Origin of the sequence: Neisseria sp. CP9 (assembly GCF_047758525.1) — a bacterium.
In the GTDB taxonomy this organism is placed as follows: Bacteria; Pseudomonadota; Gammaproteobacteria; order Burkholderiales; family Neisseriaceae; genus Neisseria.
In genome coordinates, this window is sequence record NZ_CP180502.1 from 2,142,213 (window position 1) to 2,157,028 (window position 14,816).

General features: G+C 48.4%; 18 protein-coding genes. 12 read left to right on the plus strand and 6 right to left on the minus strand.

Annotated features, from left to right (window positions below):
• Nucleotides 1-62: 62 nt before the first annotated feature.
• From ACMYUL_RS10280 to surE, 3 genes are all read right to left on the minus strand, one after another.
• On the minus strand, nucleotides 63-401 hold the full coding sequence (locus ACMYUL_RS10280; RefSeq protein ID WP_049230110.1) for a hypothetical protein: 339 nt from the start codon (nucleotides 399-401) through the stop codon (nucleotides 63-65).
• Between the two features lie 220 nt (nucleotides 402-621).
• Entirely contained in the window at nucleotides 622-1,542 is a 921-nt protein-coding gene (locus tag ACMYUL_RS10285; protein ID WP_003764658.1) for a peptidoglycan DD-metalloendopeptidase family protein, read from the minus strand.
• Nucleotides 1,543-1,911: 369 nt separating this feature from the next.
• On the minus strand, nucleotides 1,912-2,673 hold the full coding sequence (gene surE / locus ACMYUL_RS10290) for a 5'/3'-nucleotidase SurE (RefSeq protein ID WP_415770372.1): 762 nt from the start codon (nucleotides 2,671-2,673) through the stop codon (nucleotides 1,912-1,914).
• 262 nt (nucleotides 2,674-2,935) lie between these two features.
• Here surE and ACMYUL_RS10295 point away from each other — a divergent pair, with 262 nt between their 5' ends.
• From ACMYUL_RS10295 to mltB, 7 genes are all read left to right on the plus strand, one after another.
• On the plus strand, nucleotides 2,936-3,454 hold the full coding sequence (locus tag ACMYUL_RS10295) for a hypothetical protein (RefSeq protein ID WP_415770374.1): 519 nt from the start codon (nucleotides 2,936-2,938) through the stop codon (nucleotides 3,452-3,454).
• A 149-nt stretch (nucleotides 3,455-3,603) separates the two neighbouring features.
• Nucleotides 3,604-4,218, plus strand: a complete 615-nt coding sequence (locus tag ACMYUL_RS10300) for a 4'-phosphopantetheinyl transferase family protein (protein WP_415770376.1) — start codon at nucleotides 3,604-3,606, stop codon at nucleotides 4,216-4,218.
• Nucleotides 4,219-4,350: 132 nt separating this feature from the next.
• A complete protein-coding gene (gene rpsF / locus ACMYUL_RS10305; protein ID WP_003757376.1) occupies nucleotides 4,351-4,722 on the plus strand; it encodes a 30S ribosomal protein S6 in 372 nt (123 codons plus the stop codon).
• Nucleotides 4,723-4,724: 2 nt separating this feature from the next.
• On the plus strand, nucleotides 4,725-5,021 hold the full coding sequence (gene priB / locus ACMYUL_RS10310) for a primosomal replication protein N (RefSeq protein ID WP_070514582.1): 297 nt from the start codon (nucleotides 4,725-4,727) through the stop codon (nucleotides 5,019-5,021).
• A gap of 6 nt (nucleotides 5,022-5,027) precedes the next feature.
• Nucleotides 5,028-5,258, plus strand: a complete 231-nt coding sequence (gene rpsR / locus ACMYUL_RS10315) for a 30S ribosomal protein S18 (protein WP_003678863.1) — start codon at nucleotides 5,028-5,030, stop codon at nucleotides 5,256-5,258.
• 16 nt (nucleotides 5,259-5,274) lie between these two features.
• Nucleotides 5,275-5,727, plus strand: coding sequence for a 50S ribosomal protein L9 (rplI, locus tag ACMYUL_RS10320; protein ID WP_003743490.1), 453 nt, complete (start codon nucleotides 5,275-5,277; stop codon nucleotides 5,725-5,727).
• 112 nt (nucleotides 5,728-5,839) lie between these two features.
• Nucleotides 5,840-6,922 carry a lytic murein transglycosylase B gene (mltB, locus tag ACMYUL_RS10325; RefSeq protein WP_036491716.1) on the plus strand — a complete coding sequence of 361 codons (1,083 nt, stop codon included), beginning with the start codon at nucleotides 5,840-5,842 and terminating at the stop codon, nucleotides 6,920-6,922.
• A 66-nt stretch (nucleotides 6,923-6,988) separates the two neighbouring features.
• Here mltB and ACMYUL_RS10330 read toward each other — a convergent pair whose 3' ends face one another.
• On the minus strand, nucleotides 6,989-7,702 hold the full coding sequence (locus ACMYUL_RS10330; protein ID WP_003764673.1) for an aldose 1-epimerase: 714 nt from the start codon (nucleotides 7,700-7,702) through the stop codon (nucleotides 6,989-6,991).
• Between the two features lie 198 nt (nucleotides 7,703-7,900).
• Between ACMYUL_RS10330 and dnaX the strand changes: the two genes are divergently transcribed.
• The 4 genes from dnaX (at nucleotide 7,901) to ACMYUL_RS10350 (ending at nucleotide 12,196) form a co-directional block, all read left to right on the plus strand.
• Entirely contained in the window at nucleotides 7,901-10,075 is a 2,175-nt protein-coding gene (dnaX, locus tag ACMYUL_RS10335; RefSeq protein WP_415770380.1) for a DNA polymerase III subunit gamma/tau, read from the plus strand.
• Nucleotides 10,076-10,218: 143 nt separating this feature from the next.
• A complete protein-coding gene (locus ACMYUL_RS10340) occupies nucleotides 10,219-10,554 on the plus strand; it encodes a YbaB/EbfC family nucleoid-associated protein (RefSeq protein ID WP_003678854.1) in 336 nt (111 codons plus the stop codon).
• Nucleotides 10,555-10,751: 197 nt separating this feature from the next.
• Nucleotides 10,752-11,599, plus strand: a protein-coding gene (locus ACMYUL_RS10345) for an IS630 family transposase (protein WP_099048405.1) whose coding sequence is annotated in 2 segments (ribosomal slippage) — nucleotides 10,752-11,067 and nucleotides 11,067-11,599 — 849 coding nt in all. Because the reading frame shifts where the segments join, the coding sequence is not laid out codon by codon here.
• A 30-nt stretch (nucleotides 11,600-11,629) separates the two neighbouring features.
• Entirely contained in the window at nucleotides 11,630-12,196 is a 567-nt protein-coding gene (locus ACMYUL_RS10350; protein WP_415770382.1) for a hypothetical protein, read from the plus strand.
• A 150-nt stretch (nucleotides 12,197-12,346) separates the two neighbouring features.
• Here the strand turns inward: ACMYUL_RS10350 and ACMYUL_RS10355 are convergent, their stop codons facing one another.
• Together ACMYUL_RS10355 and ACMYUL_RS10360 are read right to left on the minus strand one after the other, a co-directional pair.
• Complete coding sequence (locus tag ACMYUL_RS10355; RefSeq protein ID WP_415770384.1) at nucleotides 12,347-13,390, minus strand: sulfate ABC transporter substrate-binding protein; 1,044 nt, start codon at nucleotides 13,388-13,390, stop codon at nucleotides 12,347-12,349.
• Between the two features lie 343 nt (nucleotides 13,391-13,733).
• Nucleotides 13,734-13,943, minus strand: coding sequence for a heavy-metal-associated domain-containing protein (locus tag ACMYUL_RS10360; protein ID WP_415770386.1), 210 nt, complete (start codon nucleotides 13,941-13,943; stop codon nucleotides 13,734-13,736).
• A 346-nt stretch (nucleotides 13,944-14,289) separates the two neighbouring features.
• Here ACMYUL_RS10360 and ACMYUL_RS10365 point away from each other — a divergent pair, with 346 nt between their 5' ends.
• A complete protein-coding gene (locus tag ACMYUL_RS10365; RefSeq protein WP_415770388.1) occupies nucleotides 14,290-14,775 on the plus strand; it encodes a macro domain-containing protein in 486 nt (161 codons plus the stop codon).
• Nucleotides 14,776-14,816: the final 41 nt, after the last annotated feature.

A 14,816-nucleotide genomic window follows, 5' to 3' on the forward strand; every position in this document is an offset into this window, starting at 1 on the left:
GATTGAATGTTGAAGAGGTCGTCTGAAAACCATTTTCCTTGGTTTTCAGACGACCTCTTTCTTTATAGGCAACATTTGCCGAAACGCAGTTTTTTATTCAGGCCGGAAGCGTAAGTAAGCTGCTTGATGACCAGTATATTGGTGTGGTCTTGTAGGGCGCGTATGCTGTGGGTTTCGTTGGGTTCAAGGCGGACGACTTGAAGTCCTTGTGTGGAGAGGGTTTCGGTTTGGGTGATGATTTTGGCGCTGCCGTTGAGTACCAGCAGGAGAATAATGGCATCGGCTTGATAGTCGGGGATTTCATTATCCTTTTGCAGGGAGAGTTGAACGATTTCTTGGTCGATATCACTATGGATAACGCCGCCGAGCAAGGCTTTGGGATCTAGGGTGTATTGTTGCATGATGACTCCTTGAGAAGAAAAGCTTTGAGAAAGATTTCAAAAGACGGAAATGTCTTGAGGGTCGTCTGAAAAATACTGGAGACGGCAATAAGTTTGATTGTACGGGTGTATTGACGGGAGAAATTCAATATAAGTCAATATTGTTGTGAATTGGGCGGGTTGGCTTTTGTCTTTGAAAATAAAAACCGCCCAATTTGGGCGGTTTTGTATGGCATTGATTTTAAAATGCAACGTAGTTTGCAGGGTTGACCGGTTTGCCGTTTTGGCGCACTTCAAAATGCAGTTGCGTGCGGCTGGCGTCTGTATTACCCATGTTTGCGATGGTTTGACCGCGTTTGACTTGTTGTCCTTCATTGACCAGCAAGCGTTGGTTGTGACCGTATGCGCTTAGATAAGATGAGTTGTGTTGGATGATGACCAGGTTGCCGTAACCGCGCAAACCTGAGCCGGCATAGACAACTTTGCCGTCAGCAGCGGCAACGACGGGTTGACCGGCTGTACCGCCGATATCTACACCTTTGTTGCTGCCGCCGAAGTTGCTGATGACGTTGCCGACGGTCGGACGTTGCCATGTGATGCCGCTGACTGTGCGGGTACCGCCTGTGGAAACGGTCGGGGTGTTAAGCGGTGCAGGAGTAGGTTTGGGAGAGGCGGTGTGTGTCGGAGGAGGTGTCGGAACAGACGCAGTAGCGGCTGGGGCGCTGTAACCGTTCGGTTTGACGCGGAGGGTTTGTCCGACGCTGATGGTGTTGTCTGCCAAGCCGTTCCATGCGCGGAGGTTGTCTTGGGTAATTTGGTAACGTTTGGAAATGTTATAGACGGTATCGCCGCGCACTACGGTGTGTGTTGCAGCATTGATGTCCACCGGCGCGTAAGAAGGTGTGTAAGAGCCGGTAGGGCCGGAAGGGTAGCTGCTGTTGGCAGGAGGAGTAGAGGCGGGAGGGGTATAAGGGGCGTCGTTGTTGGCCGCATTGGTTTCGTAAGGCGCTGCACCATATGGATTGTTGGAGGCTGTGTTTGCAGAACCGGAATTGCTGCCGGAATTTCCTACGACGACGGGCGCAGGTTGTTGGCTGGCGCATGCGCTGAGTATGAGGGCGAGGGCTGCCGACCCTGCGTAAAATGCGGTTTTTTTCAACATGATTGGATGACCTTTATATCGGGTTGTTGTTTTATTGGGACATATCATAATAAAAATATGCCCTGTTCTCAAGTATTGCAGCCGTTAGTAACTGTTAAAGTGCCTGATTTTGACTGGTTTGCCTGTTTGAAAATCTGACGGACAGCGGTTATGGGCTTAATGTAGGGTTTCATTTCAAAATAACTGTTTATAGTGGATTAACTTTAAACCAGGACGGCGTTACCTCGCCTTAGCTCAAAGAGAACGATTCTCTAAGGTGCTGAAGCACCAAGTGAATCGGTTCCGTACTATCTGTACTGTCTGCGGCTTCGTCGCCTTGTCCTGATTTAAAGTTAATCCACTATATCAGAAGCAGGTCGTCTGAAAAGGTTATGTGTTTGAGGGTTTTATGCCTTGCCAAAACTCGCTGATGCTTTGGAGTTGGTTGTAGGCTGTCAGGTCGATTTGCAGGGGGGTGATGGTGATGAATCCTGCTTCGCACTCTCCAAAGTCGGTGCCTTCCTCCTGGTCGGAAATGTTGCCGACCGGCCCTATCCAGTAAATCGGTTCTCCGCGCGGATTGTGCATGGGGACGATACTTTGCTCGTGGTGTCTTCTGCCCAGTCGTGTAATTTTAATGCCCTGTATGTCTTCAGGCATGACTGCGGGGATATTGATATTCCACAAGATAGGCTCTTTAGGAGGATTTTTTAACAAATATTCTAGCAACATCCAAACGGATTTTTCAGCGGTTTTCCAGTAGCGGCCGCGTGAATCATTCAATGAAAAAGCGATGGCGGGAATGCCCATCAGATAGGCTTCGGTTGCTGCGGCGACTGTACCTGAGTAGAGGGTGTCGTCCCCCATGTTGGCGCCATTGTTTATTCCGGATAAAACCAAATCGGGTTTGAAATCGGGCAGGGCGTGTTGTCCGACATGGATACAGTCGGTTGGCGTTCCGCTGACATAGTAAAAACCGTTTGAGGCTTCTTTTATTTGCAGCGGGCGGTCAAGTGTTAAAGAATTGCTGACGCCGCTGCGGTCGCGTTCGGGTGCAACTACGCGGACATTGGCAAATTCTGCTGCAACGCGTGCCAAAATAGCAATGCCGGGGGCTAGGTAGCCGTCGTCGTTGGAAATTAAGATATTCATAAGCGTATCCGTAACATAATCTGGGCAGTCTAACGGTTGATGATAAAGTTTGTCTATTTTTCAGATGATTTTATGTGTATTGAGGATTATGGGGTCGTCTGAAAGAGGAATTTATGCAACTTGATTTGTGAAAATTGAAGTGGCGTAACATGGATGTTTTTTTGTAAAAGAGGGATGATTTATCTCTTATCAGAAAATCAGCAATGCATTACAATAACAAATCGTAATCTTTGTTTACAAACTACTTTCGGGAGTAATTGAAATGCGCCGTTTTTCTTATCTAATTGCCTTGTCTTCAGTATTGGCCATTTCCGCATGTGCCAATAACCAATCACAATCTTCTGCCGGAGCTTCAGACTCTGCTTCGTCTCATGAGCAACATGCTAAAGCTTCAGGAGCATGCCGTAGCGCCGGTGAAGGGCGTAAAGTGAATGGCAAAGGAAAAAATGACATTTATATGTGTAAAGCAAGTGTTGCATTGAATTCCGCTGAAGCCAAATCTGTTCTGAATCCTAATATTAAAGTTTCTTATGGCAGCACAGGTAATAAAACTTTGGTATCCCGTCAAATCGCCAATATGGTCGGTAAAAGTCCGGAAGAGTCCTGCCAACGCGCTTTCTTGAGCACTGTTAAGCGTTTCCAAAGTACTGCGGTACAGAAAAACGCGAAATCCGTACACTTAGTCAGCTACTTTGACAAGAAAACCGTCGGCGGCGATGAGTATGAGTGCCATGTTGCCACTTGGAACAGTCGAGTGGTTTTGAAAGGAAGCTTGCATTAAAAGTGTAACGACCAAGTTATGGCTTAGCGGTAATTTGGTTGAACTGTCTATATTTGAATGGCAACTTAATGCTTGCAATGTGTTGAAATGAGCCGGTGGGTATATCTGCCGGCTCGTTTTGGTTTTAGAAAATTTTGTTTGGGTGTTTGATGAAGAAGCATCTGTATTGCCTGCTTGGGGATGAGCTATTTGCTGAAACTTATTGTGATGACGCTTTAAGCCGGCATGATAGGCAGAGAATAGCCCAATCACCACGATTGTCAGAACGAATAGATTGGAAAGTCAGTCGCGCTCTGAAACAAAAAGCAAAACATCCAATCGTTTCCCTTAGTCATAGTCACGGCATTGCTGCGGTGTTGTGTACATCAAATAGTCTGTCTGCCGGTGTGGACGTTGAGAAAATCCGTCCCCGAGATTTTCAGGCATTGGCGGAATGGGTATGTACCGAGAGGGAGCAGGAATACTTGGCATCCATCGATTGGGATGGGGAAGAATTTTATCGGCTATGGTGTATTAAAGAAGCGCTGTTGAAGGCGGCAGATTTAAATTTTCCTGAGGATATGCGCAAGGTTGGCTATCGATTTGTGACGGATGGAAAAAAGGAAATACAGGTATGCGGATGCTCGGATTGGCATGGGGTGACGGCTCTGTTGTCTAATGGATGCGCTGTTGCCTGTGTTTGGCAGGGGGATGATGTTGAACTTTGTCTGCAATGTTACGGCGGTATAGATAAGGACGATTGGGTGGAAGCAGAGGTCGTCTGAAAACAGAATGTTTTCGGAAAGCATTGTGTGCTTGTAGCAGACTTGGATTTCAGTTATAATTCGACGCTTTCAACCTTGCCTTTTGCTTTCGCATGGCAAAAGGCTGTATTTAATCATCCATAAGGAGATAACATGCGTCATTATGAGATCGTGTTTATCGTTCATCCTGATCAAAGCGAGCAAGTGCCTGCTATGGTTGAACGTTACAAAACCATGATTGCCGAAGCCGGCGGCAAAATCCACCGCTTGGAAGACTGGGGCCGCCGTCAACTGGCTTACCCGATTAACAAAATCCACAAAGCACACTATGTTTTGATGAACATCGAAACTACTCCTGAAGTAGTTGAAGAGCTGGAAACCGCTTTCCGCTTTAACGATGCCGTACTGCGCCATCTGACCATCAAAACAAAACATGCTGTAACCGAAGCTTCTCCTATGTTGGGCGGCGAAAAAGCAAAAAACTTGCTGAACGGTGCGGCTGAAGAAGTTGCAGCAGCCGAATAAGATTGGATAATCTTACAAAGCTTACCGCCCTGATTTACAAGGTTGAACCCTTGAGATATACGCCGGCAGGAGTCCCTGTTTTGGATATTATGTTAAAACATGAATCTTGGCAGGAAGAAAACGGGCAAAAATGCCTGGTCAGTTTTGAAATTCCCGCGCGTATTTTAGGTAAGCAGGCTGAAGAATGGCAGTATCGGCAAGATACGATGGTTGAAGCAGAAGGCTTTCTCGCACAGCGAAGCAAACGCTTCCCAAGGCCGATACTCCGCATACAGAACATTAAAGAATATAAAGGTTAAACGACAATGGCTCGTCAATCATTCAAACGTAGAAAATTCTGCCGCTTTACGGCTGAAAAAATCCAAGAAGTCGATTACAAACAAGTTGATCTGCTGAAAGACTTCATTTCTGAAAACGGCAAAATCATCCCTGCCCGCATCACCGGCACCAAAGCGCATTACCAACGCCAATTGGCTACTGCAGTCAAACGCGCACGCTTCCTGGCTCTGTTGCCTTACACCGATCAACACAAATAATTTTGGAGTTTAAATCATGCAAATTATTCTGTTAGAGAAAATCGGCGGTTTGGGCAACCTGGGCGACATCGTTACCGTAAAAAATGGTTACGCCCGCAACTTCCTGATTCCTGCCGGCAAAGCCAAACGCGCTACTGAAGCCAATATGAAAGAATTCGAAGCACGCCGTGCCGAATTGGAAGCCAAACAAGCCGAAATCTTGGCCGATGCTAAAGCACGTCAAGAAAAACTGGACGGTCAAACCATCACTATCGCTCAAAAAGCAGGTGTGGACGGTCGTCTGTTCGGTTCTGTTACCAATGCCGACATCGCTGCTGCGATTGTTGCTTCAGGTGTTGAAGCTGCAAAATCCAACGTACGCCTGCCTAACGGTCCTCTGAAAGCCGTAGGCGAGTACGAAGTTGAAGTGGCTCTGCACACTGACGCTGTTGCTGCGATTACCGTTGCTGTTGTTGCAGCTGCCGAGTAATAGACAGTCTTAAAAGGTCGTCTGAAAGGGAATGGAATGTATATTCCTACCATCTTTCAGACGACCTTTTTGCATAATTAAGACTGCTTCTTTAGTGACTATAAATCCAGATATGAAAAAACTTATTCCTTCTCTTGCAATATCAACCGCGTTGCTGCTCGTTGCTTGCAATACAACCAAAACAAACGTTGAGTCCGCTAAAACGGTTGAGCCGATTAATCAAAGCAAAAACCAGCGTCCTGCTTTTGATTCTGCTGCGGAATCGGTTGCCAGCAGCGGCTTTAATGCCAACACCAATGTCCGCCAGTTTATCCGTTATGAAGCAGCGAAAAAGCAATTTACGGAAGCTGAATTGCAAAACTTCTTCAATGGCGTGGTTTACAAAGGCAATATCATCAATATTATGTACCGCCCGTCAACTTCTCGCCCTTGGTATGAATTCCGCACGGGCAACTCCGGTGCGACGAAATTCAACGGCGGCAAACAATTTTACGCTGCTAACCGTGCCGTTATCGATGATGTGGCGCGCAAATATGGTGTACCTGCCGAGCTGATTGTGGCGATTATCGGGATTGAGACCAACTACGGTAAAAACACGGGCAGTTTCCGCGTTGCCGATGCTTTGAGTACCTTGGGTTTTGATTATCCGCGCCGCGCCGAGTTTTTCCAAAACGAGCTGATTGAGCTTTTGCTGATGGCGAAAGAAGAAAAAGAGAACGTTTTTGACTTCAAAGGCAGCTATGCGGGCGCGATGGGTATGCCGCAATTCATGCCTTCGAGCTATCGCAAATGGGCGGTTGATTATGATGGCGACGGACACCGCGATATTTGGAACAATATCGGTGACGTTGCCGCCTCTGTTGCCAATTATATGAAGCAACATGGCTGGAAAACAGGTGGCAAAATGATTGTTCCCGTCAATCTGACGATTACGCCTGACTTGAAAGCCATCATTGATGAAAAAACCGCATTGAACCGTACCGTTGCGGATTTCAAAGCGATGGGCGTGGTGCCGCAACAAGCAGTTGCCGACAATGAGAAAGCCGTTTTGTTCAGCCTGGAAACCAGTCCGGGCGTATTTGAATATTATCTCGGTCTGAATAATTTCTATACGGTTTGGCAGTATAACAACAGCCGAATGTATGTTACTGCCGTGCGTGATATCGCCAATGCAATCAACAATAACGGTTTGTAATGTTTAAAAACCACCTTTTTCAAGGTGGTTTTTTATTTGAGAGCTTGAAATCAATTCACTCCAAACTCAAGCAATCAAACGGATTTTCATGCCGTAATGCTTTTTGCCATGCCCCGACACAAACTGCCCGCCGCGCGCAGGCGATAAAAAGGCGTTGCCTTCGGCGGTAGGCTCGGCGCAGGTGTATTGTCCGTTTCGGTCGCTCCAAAGCGCGTAAACGGGCAAGTTTTGCGTTCGGATGTCGAGTTTCAGTCCGTCAAACGCAACATGTGTATCCGACGGCGAGGAGACAAATTCCGTGTGTGCGATATAGTCGGCATCGTAGGGCGCGCCGTTGAAATCGAATTGGGTGCCGACGGCGGGGAAATAGGGATGGAAACCGGGCGAAGTGCGCACGGGCGCGTCGCCGTAATTGCAGACGGTCAACGTGGCGACTGCTTCGTTTTCGTTCGGCAGGCTGTAATCCAGCAGCCATTCGACGTTTTCGTAGCCCTTTGCCGTGCTGATCAATCTCAAGCCGACATCCGATTCGTTTTGATAACGGATTTTCCAAGTAGAGGTTCTGCCGAAACCGTGTTGCGCCAAATGGTTTTTACCGTCCGGTCCGAACTGCGGCAGGCAGACGTGCATCCCGCCGCGTAATTTTGTATCAGCACCGACTTGGACGCTGGTTTTCGGAAATAACACTTCCTGGCCTTGTAGAACCAAATTGTCCACATATGCGCCCAGGGTGTTTATCTGCATGGATGCGGAATGGTTGCGTAAGATGATTTCAGACATGGTGATTTGTTCTTCAAGATATTTTAGATTTTGTAATATTCTAACGATTATACACGCGCCTTTCCCGATATGCAGACAGAAAATCCTTAATAAAAATCAAAAAAATGCTAAAATACCCGTCATCTTTCAAGGTCGTCTGAAAGGCGTTCAACCACTTTTCAGACGACCTTCCGATTTATTTCCAGCAGAGAAAACCTTATGGCTTATCAAGTTCTTGCCCGCAAATGGCGTCCGAAAACCTTTGCCGATTTAGTCGGTCAGGAACACGTCGTCAAAGCCTTGCGCAACGCGCTGGACGAAGGTCGCCTGCACCATGCCTACCTGCTGACCGGCACGCGCGGGGTCGGGAAAACCACCATCGCCCGTATTCTGGCGAAAAGCCTGAACTGCGAAAACGCGCAACACGGCGAACCTTGCGGCGTGTGCCAAAGCTGTACACAAATCGACACCGGACGCTACGTCGACCTGCTGGAAATCGACGCCGCCTCCAATACCGGCATCGACAACATCCGCGAAGTATTGGAAAACGCCCAATACGCGCCGACCGCCGGCAAATACAAAGTCTATATCATCGACGAAGTGCATATGCTCTCCAAAAGCGCGTTCAACGCGATGCTGAAAACGCTGGAAGAGCCGCCCGAACACGTCAAATTCATTCTCGCGACCACCGATCCGCACAAAGTCCCCATTACCGTTTTGAGCCGCTGCCTGCAATTTGTCTTGCGCAACATGACTTCGCAGCAGGTTGCCGATCACCTTGCTCACGTTTTAAACAACGAAAACATCGCCTACGAACCTGCCGCCCTGCAACTTTTAGGCCGTGCCGCCGCAGGCTCGATGCGCGATGCCTTAAGTCTGCTTGACCAAGCCATCGCCATGGGTTCGGGCAGCGTTGCCGAACAAGACGTCCGCCAAATGATTGGCGCGGTCGACAAACAATATCTGTACGAACTGCTGGCGGGCATCGTCAACCAAGACGGTGAAGCCCTGCTGGCGAAAGCGCAGGAAATGGCGGCGCGCGCCATCGGCTTTGACAGCGCGTTGAGCGAACTTGCCATGCTGTTGCAACGCCTCGCCTTGATACAGGCAGTCCCTTCCGCCTTGGCGCACGACGACCCTGAGCGCGAAACTCTGTTGCAACTGAGCCAGGCACTCAGCGGCGAACAAATTCAGCTTTATTATCAATGCGCGATTCACGGCAAACAGGATTTGAGCCTTGCGCCCGACGAATACGCCGGCTTCGTCATGACCCTGTTGCGTATGCTTGCGTTCGCGCCGTTGGCGGCGGATGCGCATGACGTTGGTGGACATATTGAAAATATCGAGCTGCATTCTGCTGAAACGGGTGTCCATACCGCAAAAAAGCCTTTGCAACTTCCCCAGTCTGAAGCCGCCAAACCACCCGTTCAGACGACCTCCGCGCCTGCAACGTCGTCTGAAAACAAAGTTGCCGAAACGGTTCCGACTCAAGGAAACAACGACGTTCCACCTTGGGAAGACGCGCCGAGCGATGTGGAAACCGTAACGGACACGCCTGCGCAAGCGGAGGCAGAGAGCATTCAGACGACCTCCGAAGCAGTAGAGACAGACAAACAGTCCGCAAACGAAGCAGAAACGCCGTCTCAGACGACCCCTCAAGACGAAACGTCGTCTGAAAATCAAGTTTCCGATAACGAGGCAGCAAACAACGAAACCGACGTTTCCTTGTCTGAGACGTCGTCTGAAAACCCCATTCAGATGACCCCGATTGAAGAAGCCGTGGACGCAGAAGCATTTGCGCATGAAGCCCCCGTAGCGCCTTTCTACGATTACGGTGCGCCCGATCATGACTACCCCGTAGAAGACAGCGCGGAAATGCCCCCGCCGCCGGATTGGGAACACGCCGTCCCTGCCGATACGGCAGAATCGGAAGCCGAAGAAGACCACGACGACGAAGAAGGCACGCAGTTCGCCCCGTTGCCCGAGTTTTCCACCGAAAATTGGGCGGCAATCGTCCGACATTTCGCCCGCAAGCTCGGCGCCGCGCAAATGCTGGCGCAACACGCCGCATGGACGAACTACGACGCAGGCAGCCATCTGATGATGCTGTCGATGACCGACGAAGCCCGCGCGACCGCCAACAAAGAGCGGCTCGACAAAATCAAAAACACGCTTGCCAAAGCCTACGGTCTGCCATTGAAATTGCAAACCGAACCGTGGCGCGACGATGCGGGCTGGGAAACTCCGACCATGCGCCGCCAGCGTCTCCAACTTGAAGGCAGACAGCAGGCACAGGATTTGCTCGAAGCCGACGAAACCGCGCGTCAGGTTTTAAAAGTTTTCGAAGCCCAATGGCAGCCTGATTCTTTAGAACTGGCGGAGCAGGCGGAATAACAGTAATCAAGGATTTCCGTTTCCATTCGGATACATAAACATTCAGGTCGTCTGAAAACCATCAAACCGCTTTCAGACGACCCTTAGACACCAAAACGGTATAACCCCATCACCTTAACGATTCAACCACAGGAGTTTTAAATATGTTCGGAAAAGCCGGATTAGGCGGCCTGATGAAACAGGCGCAGCAAATGCAGGAAAACATGAAAAAAGCGCAAGCGAAACTTGCCGAGACCGAAGTAGAAGGCGAAGCAGGCAACGGCTTGGTTAAAGTCGTGATGACCTGTTCCCACGTTGTCCGCAAACTCGAAATCAGCCCCGACCTGATTCAAGAAGCCGCAGACGACAAAGAAATGCTCGAAGATTTGGTGCTTGCCGCCATCAACGCCGCTTCTGAAAAAGCCGAAGAAACCACCAATAAAACCATGGGTGCATTCACCCAAGGCCTGCCCGCAGGCATGGGCGATTTCTTCCGCTAAACCCGCGCCGCAAAGCAAAAAAGGTCGTCTGAAACGCCGAAAAGCAGTTCAGACGACCTTCGGATTATTTGTTGGGCGGATTGAAATAAACAAACCGGCAGGCATATTGAATGCGTCATTGCATTCAAACCCGCTCAATCAATATTATAGTCAATTAAAAACAAAATAGTACAATACTCAACTTTTAAGGTCTAACCATGGCATACTCTGCGGACTTAAGAAACAAAGCTTTAAACTATTACGAACAATGCAAAAACATCAGCCAAACCGCAGCAACGTTTAACTTGTCAAGAAACACGCTTTACCTGTGGATTCGCCTTAAAAAACAAACAGGCAGCCTAAAACATCAAGTTACCGGTCTAAATGCCGTCAAATTGGATAGGCAAAAACTGGCTCAATATGTTGGGCAACACCCGGATGCCTATCTGCATGAAATCGCCAAACATTTTGATTGTACGCCAGCCGCCGTTTGCTATGCACTCAAACAGATGGGGATGACGCGCAAAAAAAGACCACCACTTACAAAGAACAAGATCCGGCCAAAGTAACGCATTATTTAACACAGCTGGCCGAATTTTCTGACTACCAACGTGTTTATTTGGATGAAACAGGATTTGACCGCTACCTGTTCCGTCCCTATGCCCGCAGCCCGAAAGGGCAAATAGTGAAAGCGCAGATAAGTGGAAAAAGATACCGACGCTTATCTCTGGTGTCCGCACAAGTCGGCAACCGGCTGATTGCTCCGATGGTTTATCAAAATACGATGACCGGGGTCTTTTTTGAAGCGTGGTTTCAGCAATGCCTACTGCCCGCATTGACTCAAAAATCGGTGATTATTTTAGATAATGCACGATTTCACCGTATGGGTGTCTTACGGGAAATGGCGGAAAAATGGGGACATAAGGTATTGCCTCTTGCACCTTATTCACCTGAGCTCAACCCGATTGAGAAGGTGTGGGCGAATATTAAGCGGTATCTGCGAACCGTATTGTCTGATTACGCCCGATTTGACGATGCGTTACTGTCCTATTTTGATTTTAATTGACTATAAAAACCAACCGACACACCAAACAAAATGAAACCGTCCCTTCCCATCCGCTCACTTCTTCTAAGCTGTATGCTCGCCGCAGCAAGCGCAAACAGCCTTGCCGCCGAAACCGTCATCACTTCTCCGGACAAACAGTTCAGCGTCAGAAAAGTCTGCAACCATAAAACTCAAGAATGCTCTTTCTTTGCAGGCAAAAAAGCCATCGAAAAAAATCTTCCCGAAGACAGGACAAGCTATAAATGGCTTGGCAATACCCTTGCATTGAAAGTCAGTCTTGGATCGTATGATTCCTACACCACCTTCGCCGACCGTACCCACAAGCCTCATACGCTTTCTTCCGTTATCGCCACCGACAGCAAAACGCAATGCGCCGTGACCGCAGATAATAAAGGCGTGTCTTTCTACTCAATCTTCCGCGAAAAACCGGTTAAATTCATTTCCGCAAAAGACAAAAAGTTCGGCTTCATCCAAGATGTCGCCACGCTGGAATCCGTCGTCGAAGCAGAATTCAAAGGCAAAAAAGTCCGCATGACCTATATGAACAAAGCCGAACGAGATGTCTCGGTCGTTTTGGACAATCCGTGTGTGAAATAATGTGCCAAATTTGATGGACAAGGTCGTCTGAAAAGATGCTGCCCATTCAAAAATAAAACAGCCCGAAACCTGATTGACAAAAGGTTTCGGGCTGTTTGCGCCTGATTGGTAAGCCGAAGCGGGACAGGTCAGTTTGGCGTATTACACATCTTAGCGTTTGGGTGAAAGCTGATCCACCAAGCCGCCGTCGGCAAAATATTTCTTCATGATTTCCGGCCATGTGCCGAATTTTTCATTCGGATTGAACGTTTCGATATCCGGGAAATCAGCTTTGTGTGCGGCGAGGACTTCGCTGTCGCGCGGACGCAGATAAAGTTTGGCGGCAAGCTCTTGGGCAGGTTTGCTCCAGAGGTAGGACAGATATTCCTGCGCTGCCTGTTGCGTGCCTTTTTTATCCGCCACGCTGTCTACGACGGCAACCGGCGTTTCCGACAAAATCGTGTAGCTTGGGTAAACAATCTCAAATTGATCTTGAGTCAGTTTTTTGCTGACATGGTTTGCCTCGTTTTCAAAAGTAATCAAAACATCGCCAATATTGCGCTGGCTGAACGTCGTCGTTGCTGCTCTGCCGCCGCTTTCAAATACCGGCGTATTTTTCAGCAGGGCAGCGACAAATTCCTTGGTTTTGCCTTCATCTCCGCCAAACGCCTTCAAACCGTAGCCGTATGCACCCAAAAAGGCATAGCGGCCGTTGCCCGTGGTTTTCGGGTTGGCGAGTACGATTTTTACCCCGTCTTTGGTCAAATCGTTCCAATTCTTGATTTGCTTCGGATTACCTTTGCGGACGAGGAAAACCGTCGTGCTGGTGTAAGGCACGGCTTGGTCGGGCAGGCGTTTTGCCCAGTCGGATTTGACCAAACCTTTTTGTTCGAGCAGCTCGATGTCGGAAGTCTGATTCATGGTCACCACGTCTGCCGCCAAACCGTTCGCCACAGATAAAGCCTGCTTGCTGGAGCCGCCGTGAGACTGCTGGATTTCAATTGTCTCGCCATTATGTTTCGATTGATATTCCCTCACAAACAGCGGGTTATATTCTTTATAAAAATCTCGAGCCACATCATAAGACACATTTAAAAGCGTAATGCCCTTGCCGTTTGCCGCCGGCGCAGCCGCCTTGTCGGCAGCCTGTTCGGACTTGGGCGAGCAGGCGGAAAGGGCAATGGCGGCAGCCAGCGACAGTATGCGGATATTCATTCGATACTCCTGAAAAATTCGGAAAATAATTCGCCCGATTCATTGCCGATAAGGACGGGAAATACAAAACATGAACAGGCAGCGATTGAAAAGCACTTTATCTTGAAAGAATAAAAAGCGGAAATAATGTTTGCTTCGGCAGATATCAGTTTTGGTTATAAGGTCGTCTGAAAAGCAGGCTTCATTTTCAGACGACCCCAAAGCCTTGTTTTCATGAGGCAGAGGAAGAGGGGAAAGGGGCGGAATACCGCGTTAACGCAAATGTAAAAAAGGTCGTCTGAAAACGGGCGGTTCGGTTCTAGATGAACTGGAATCCGTTTTCAGACGACCTTTTCGCCAACAATCACAAAGCCGCGTCGTATCCGCCGTCTTCCAAAGCGTCAATCAACGCCGCCGCATTGGTTTTAGCCGGGTCGAATTCAATAACGGCATTTTTGTTTTCCAAACTGACTTCGGCTTTGGCTACGCCGTCGATGCCGGTCAAAATGCGGGTAACACTTTTGACGCAACCGCCGCAAGTCATCCCGTCGATATGAAGCGAGAGGGTTTCCATAGGGTTTCCTTTCTGTGGGCAAATATCGTGAAATCCGACAAACCGCCGCAACACTTCAACGCAAACGATACGCCCAAATGTCGAAACACAAATGCTTGTAGGATTTCATCTAGATTGTAGAAAATATCCGAGACCGTACTGTAAACCCTCGAGAGGCAAAGTCAAGCAGGTCGTCTGAAAAAAATCGTTCGCTACTGCTGCTGTGTCGCAATGGCAGGTAATCAATATGCTGCTAAAAGGTTGAAACGGCTGGGTAAATAAGCGCGGGGTTGAATGAATCTCGGGTATAGCCCGATAAAATGTTAAAATTCCAAGCAAAGCTTGCTTTGTATTGCAGAGATTGATCATGATTGAATTTAAAACTGGCGATATTTTTGAGAGTGATGCCGAAGCCTTGGTGAATGCCGTAAATTGTGTTGGTGTTATGGGGCGTGGTATCGCGTTGCAATTTAAAAATAAATATCCGGAGAATTTCAAGGCGTATCAGCAAGCGTGTAAACAAGAAATCGTACAACCGGGGAAAATGTTTGCTTTTGAAACAGGACAACTGGTATTGCCAAGGTGGATTATCAATTTTCCTACCAAACGTCATTGGCGGGGAAAAAGCCGTATTGAAGATATTGAAAGCGGGTTGATTGATTTGGTAAAGGTCATACAAGAAAACAATATTCGGTCCATTGCCATTCCTTCGCTCGGAGCAGGGTTGGGGGGATTGGATTGGAATGAAGTGCGGTTGCGCATTGAAACTGCGTTGAATCATATTGAAAATGTTAGAATTTTTGTATATGAACCAAGCGGTACACAGGAAAGCGGTGAAAGTAAGCTGGGTTAGCTACATGTAATAGCCAAGCAAAACGCCAAACCAAAGGTCGT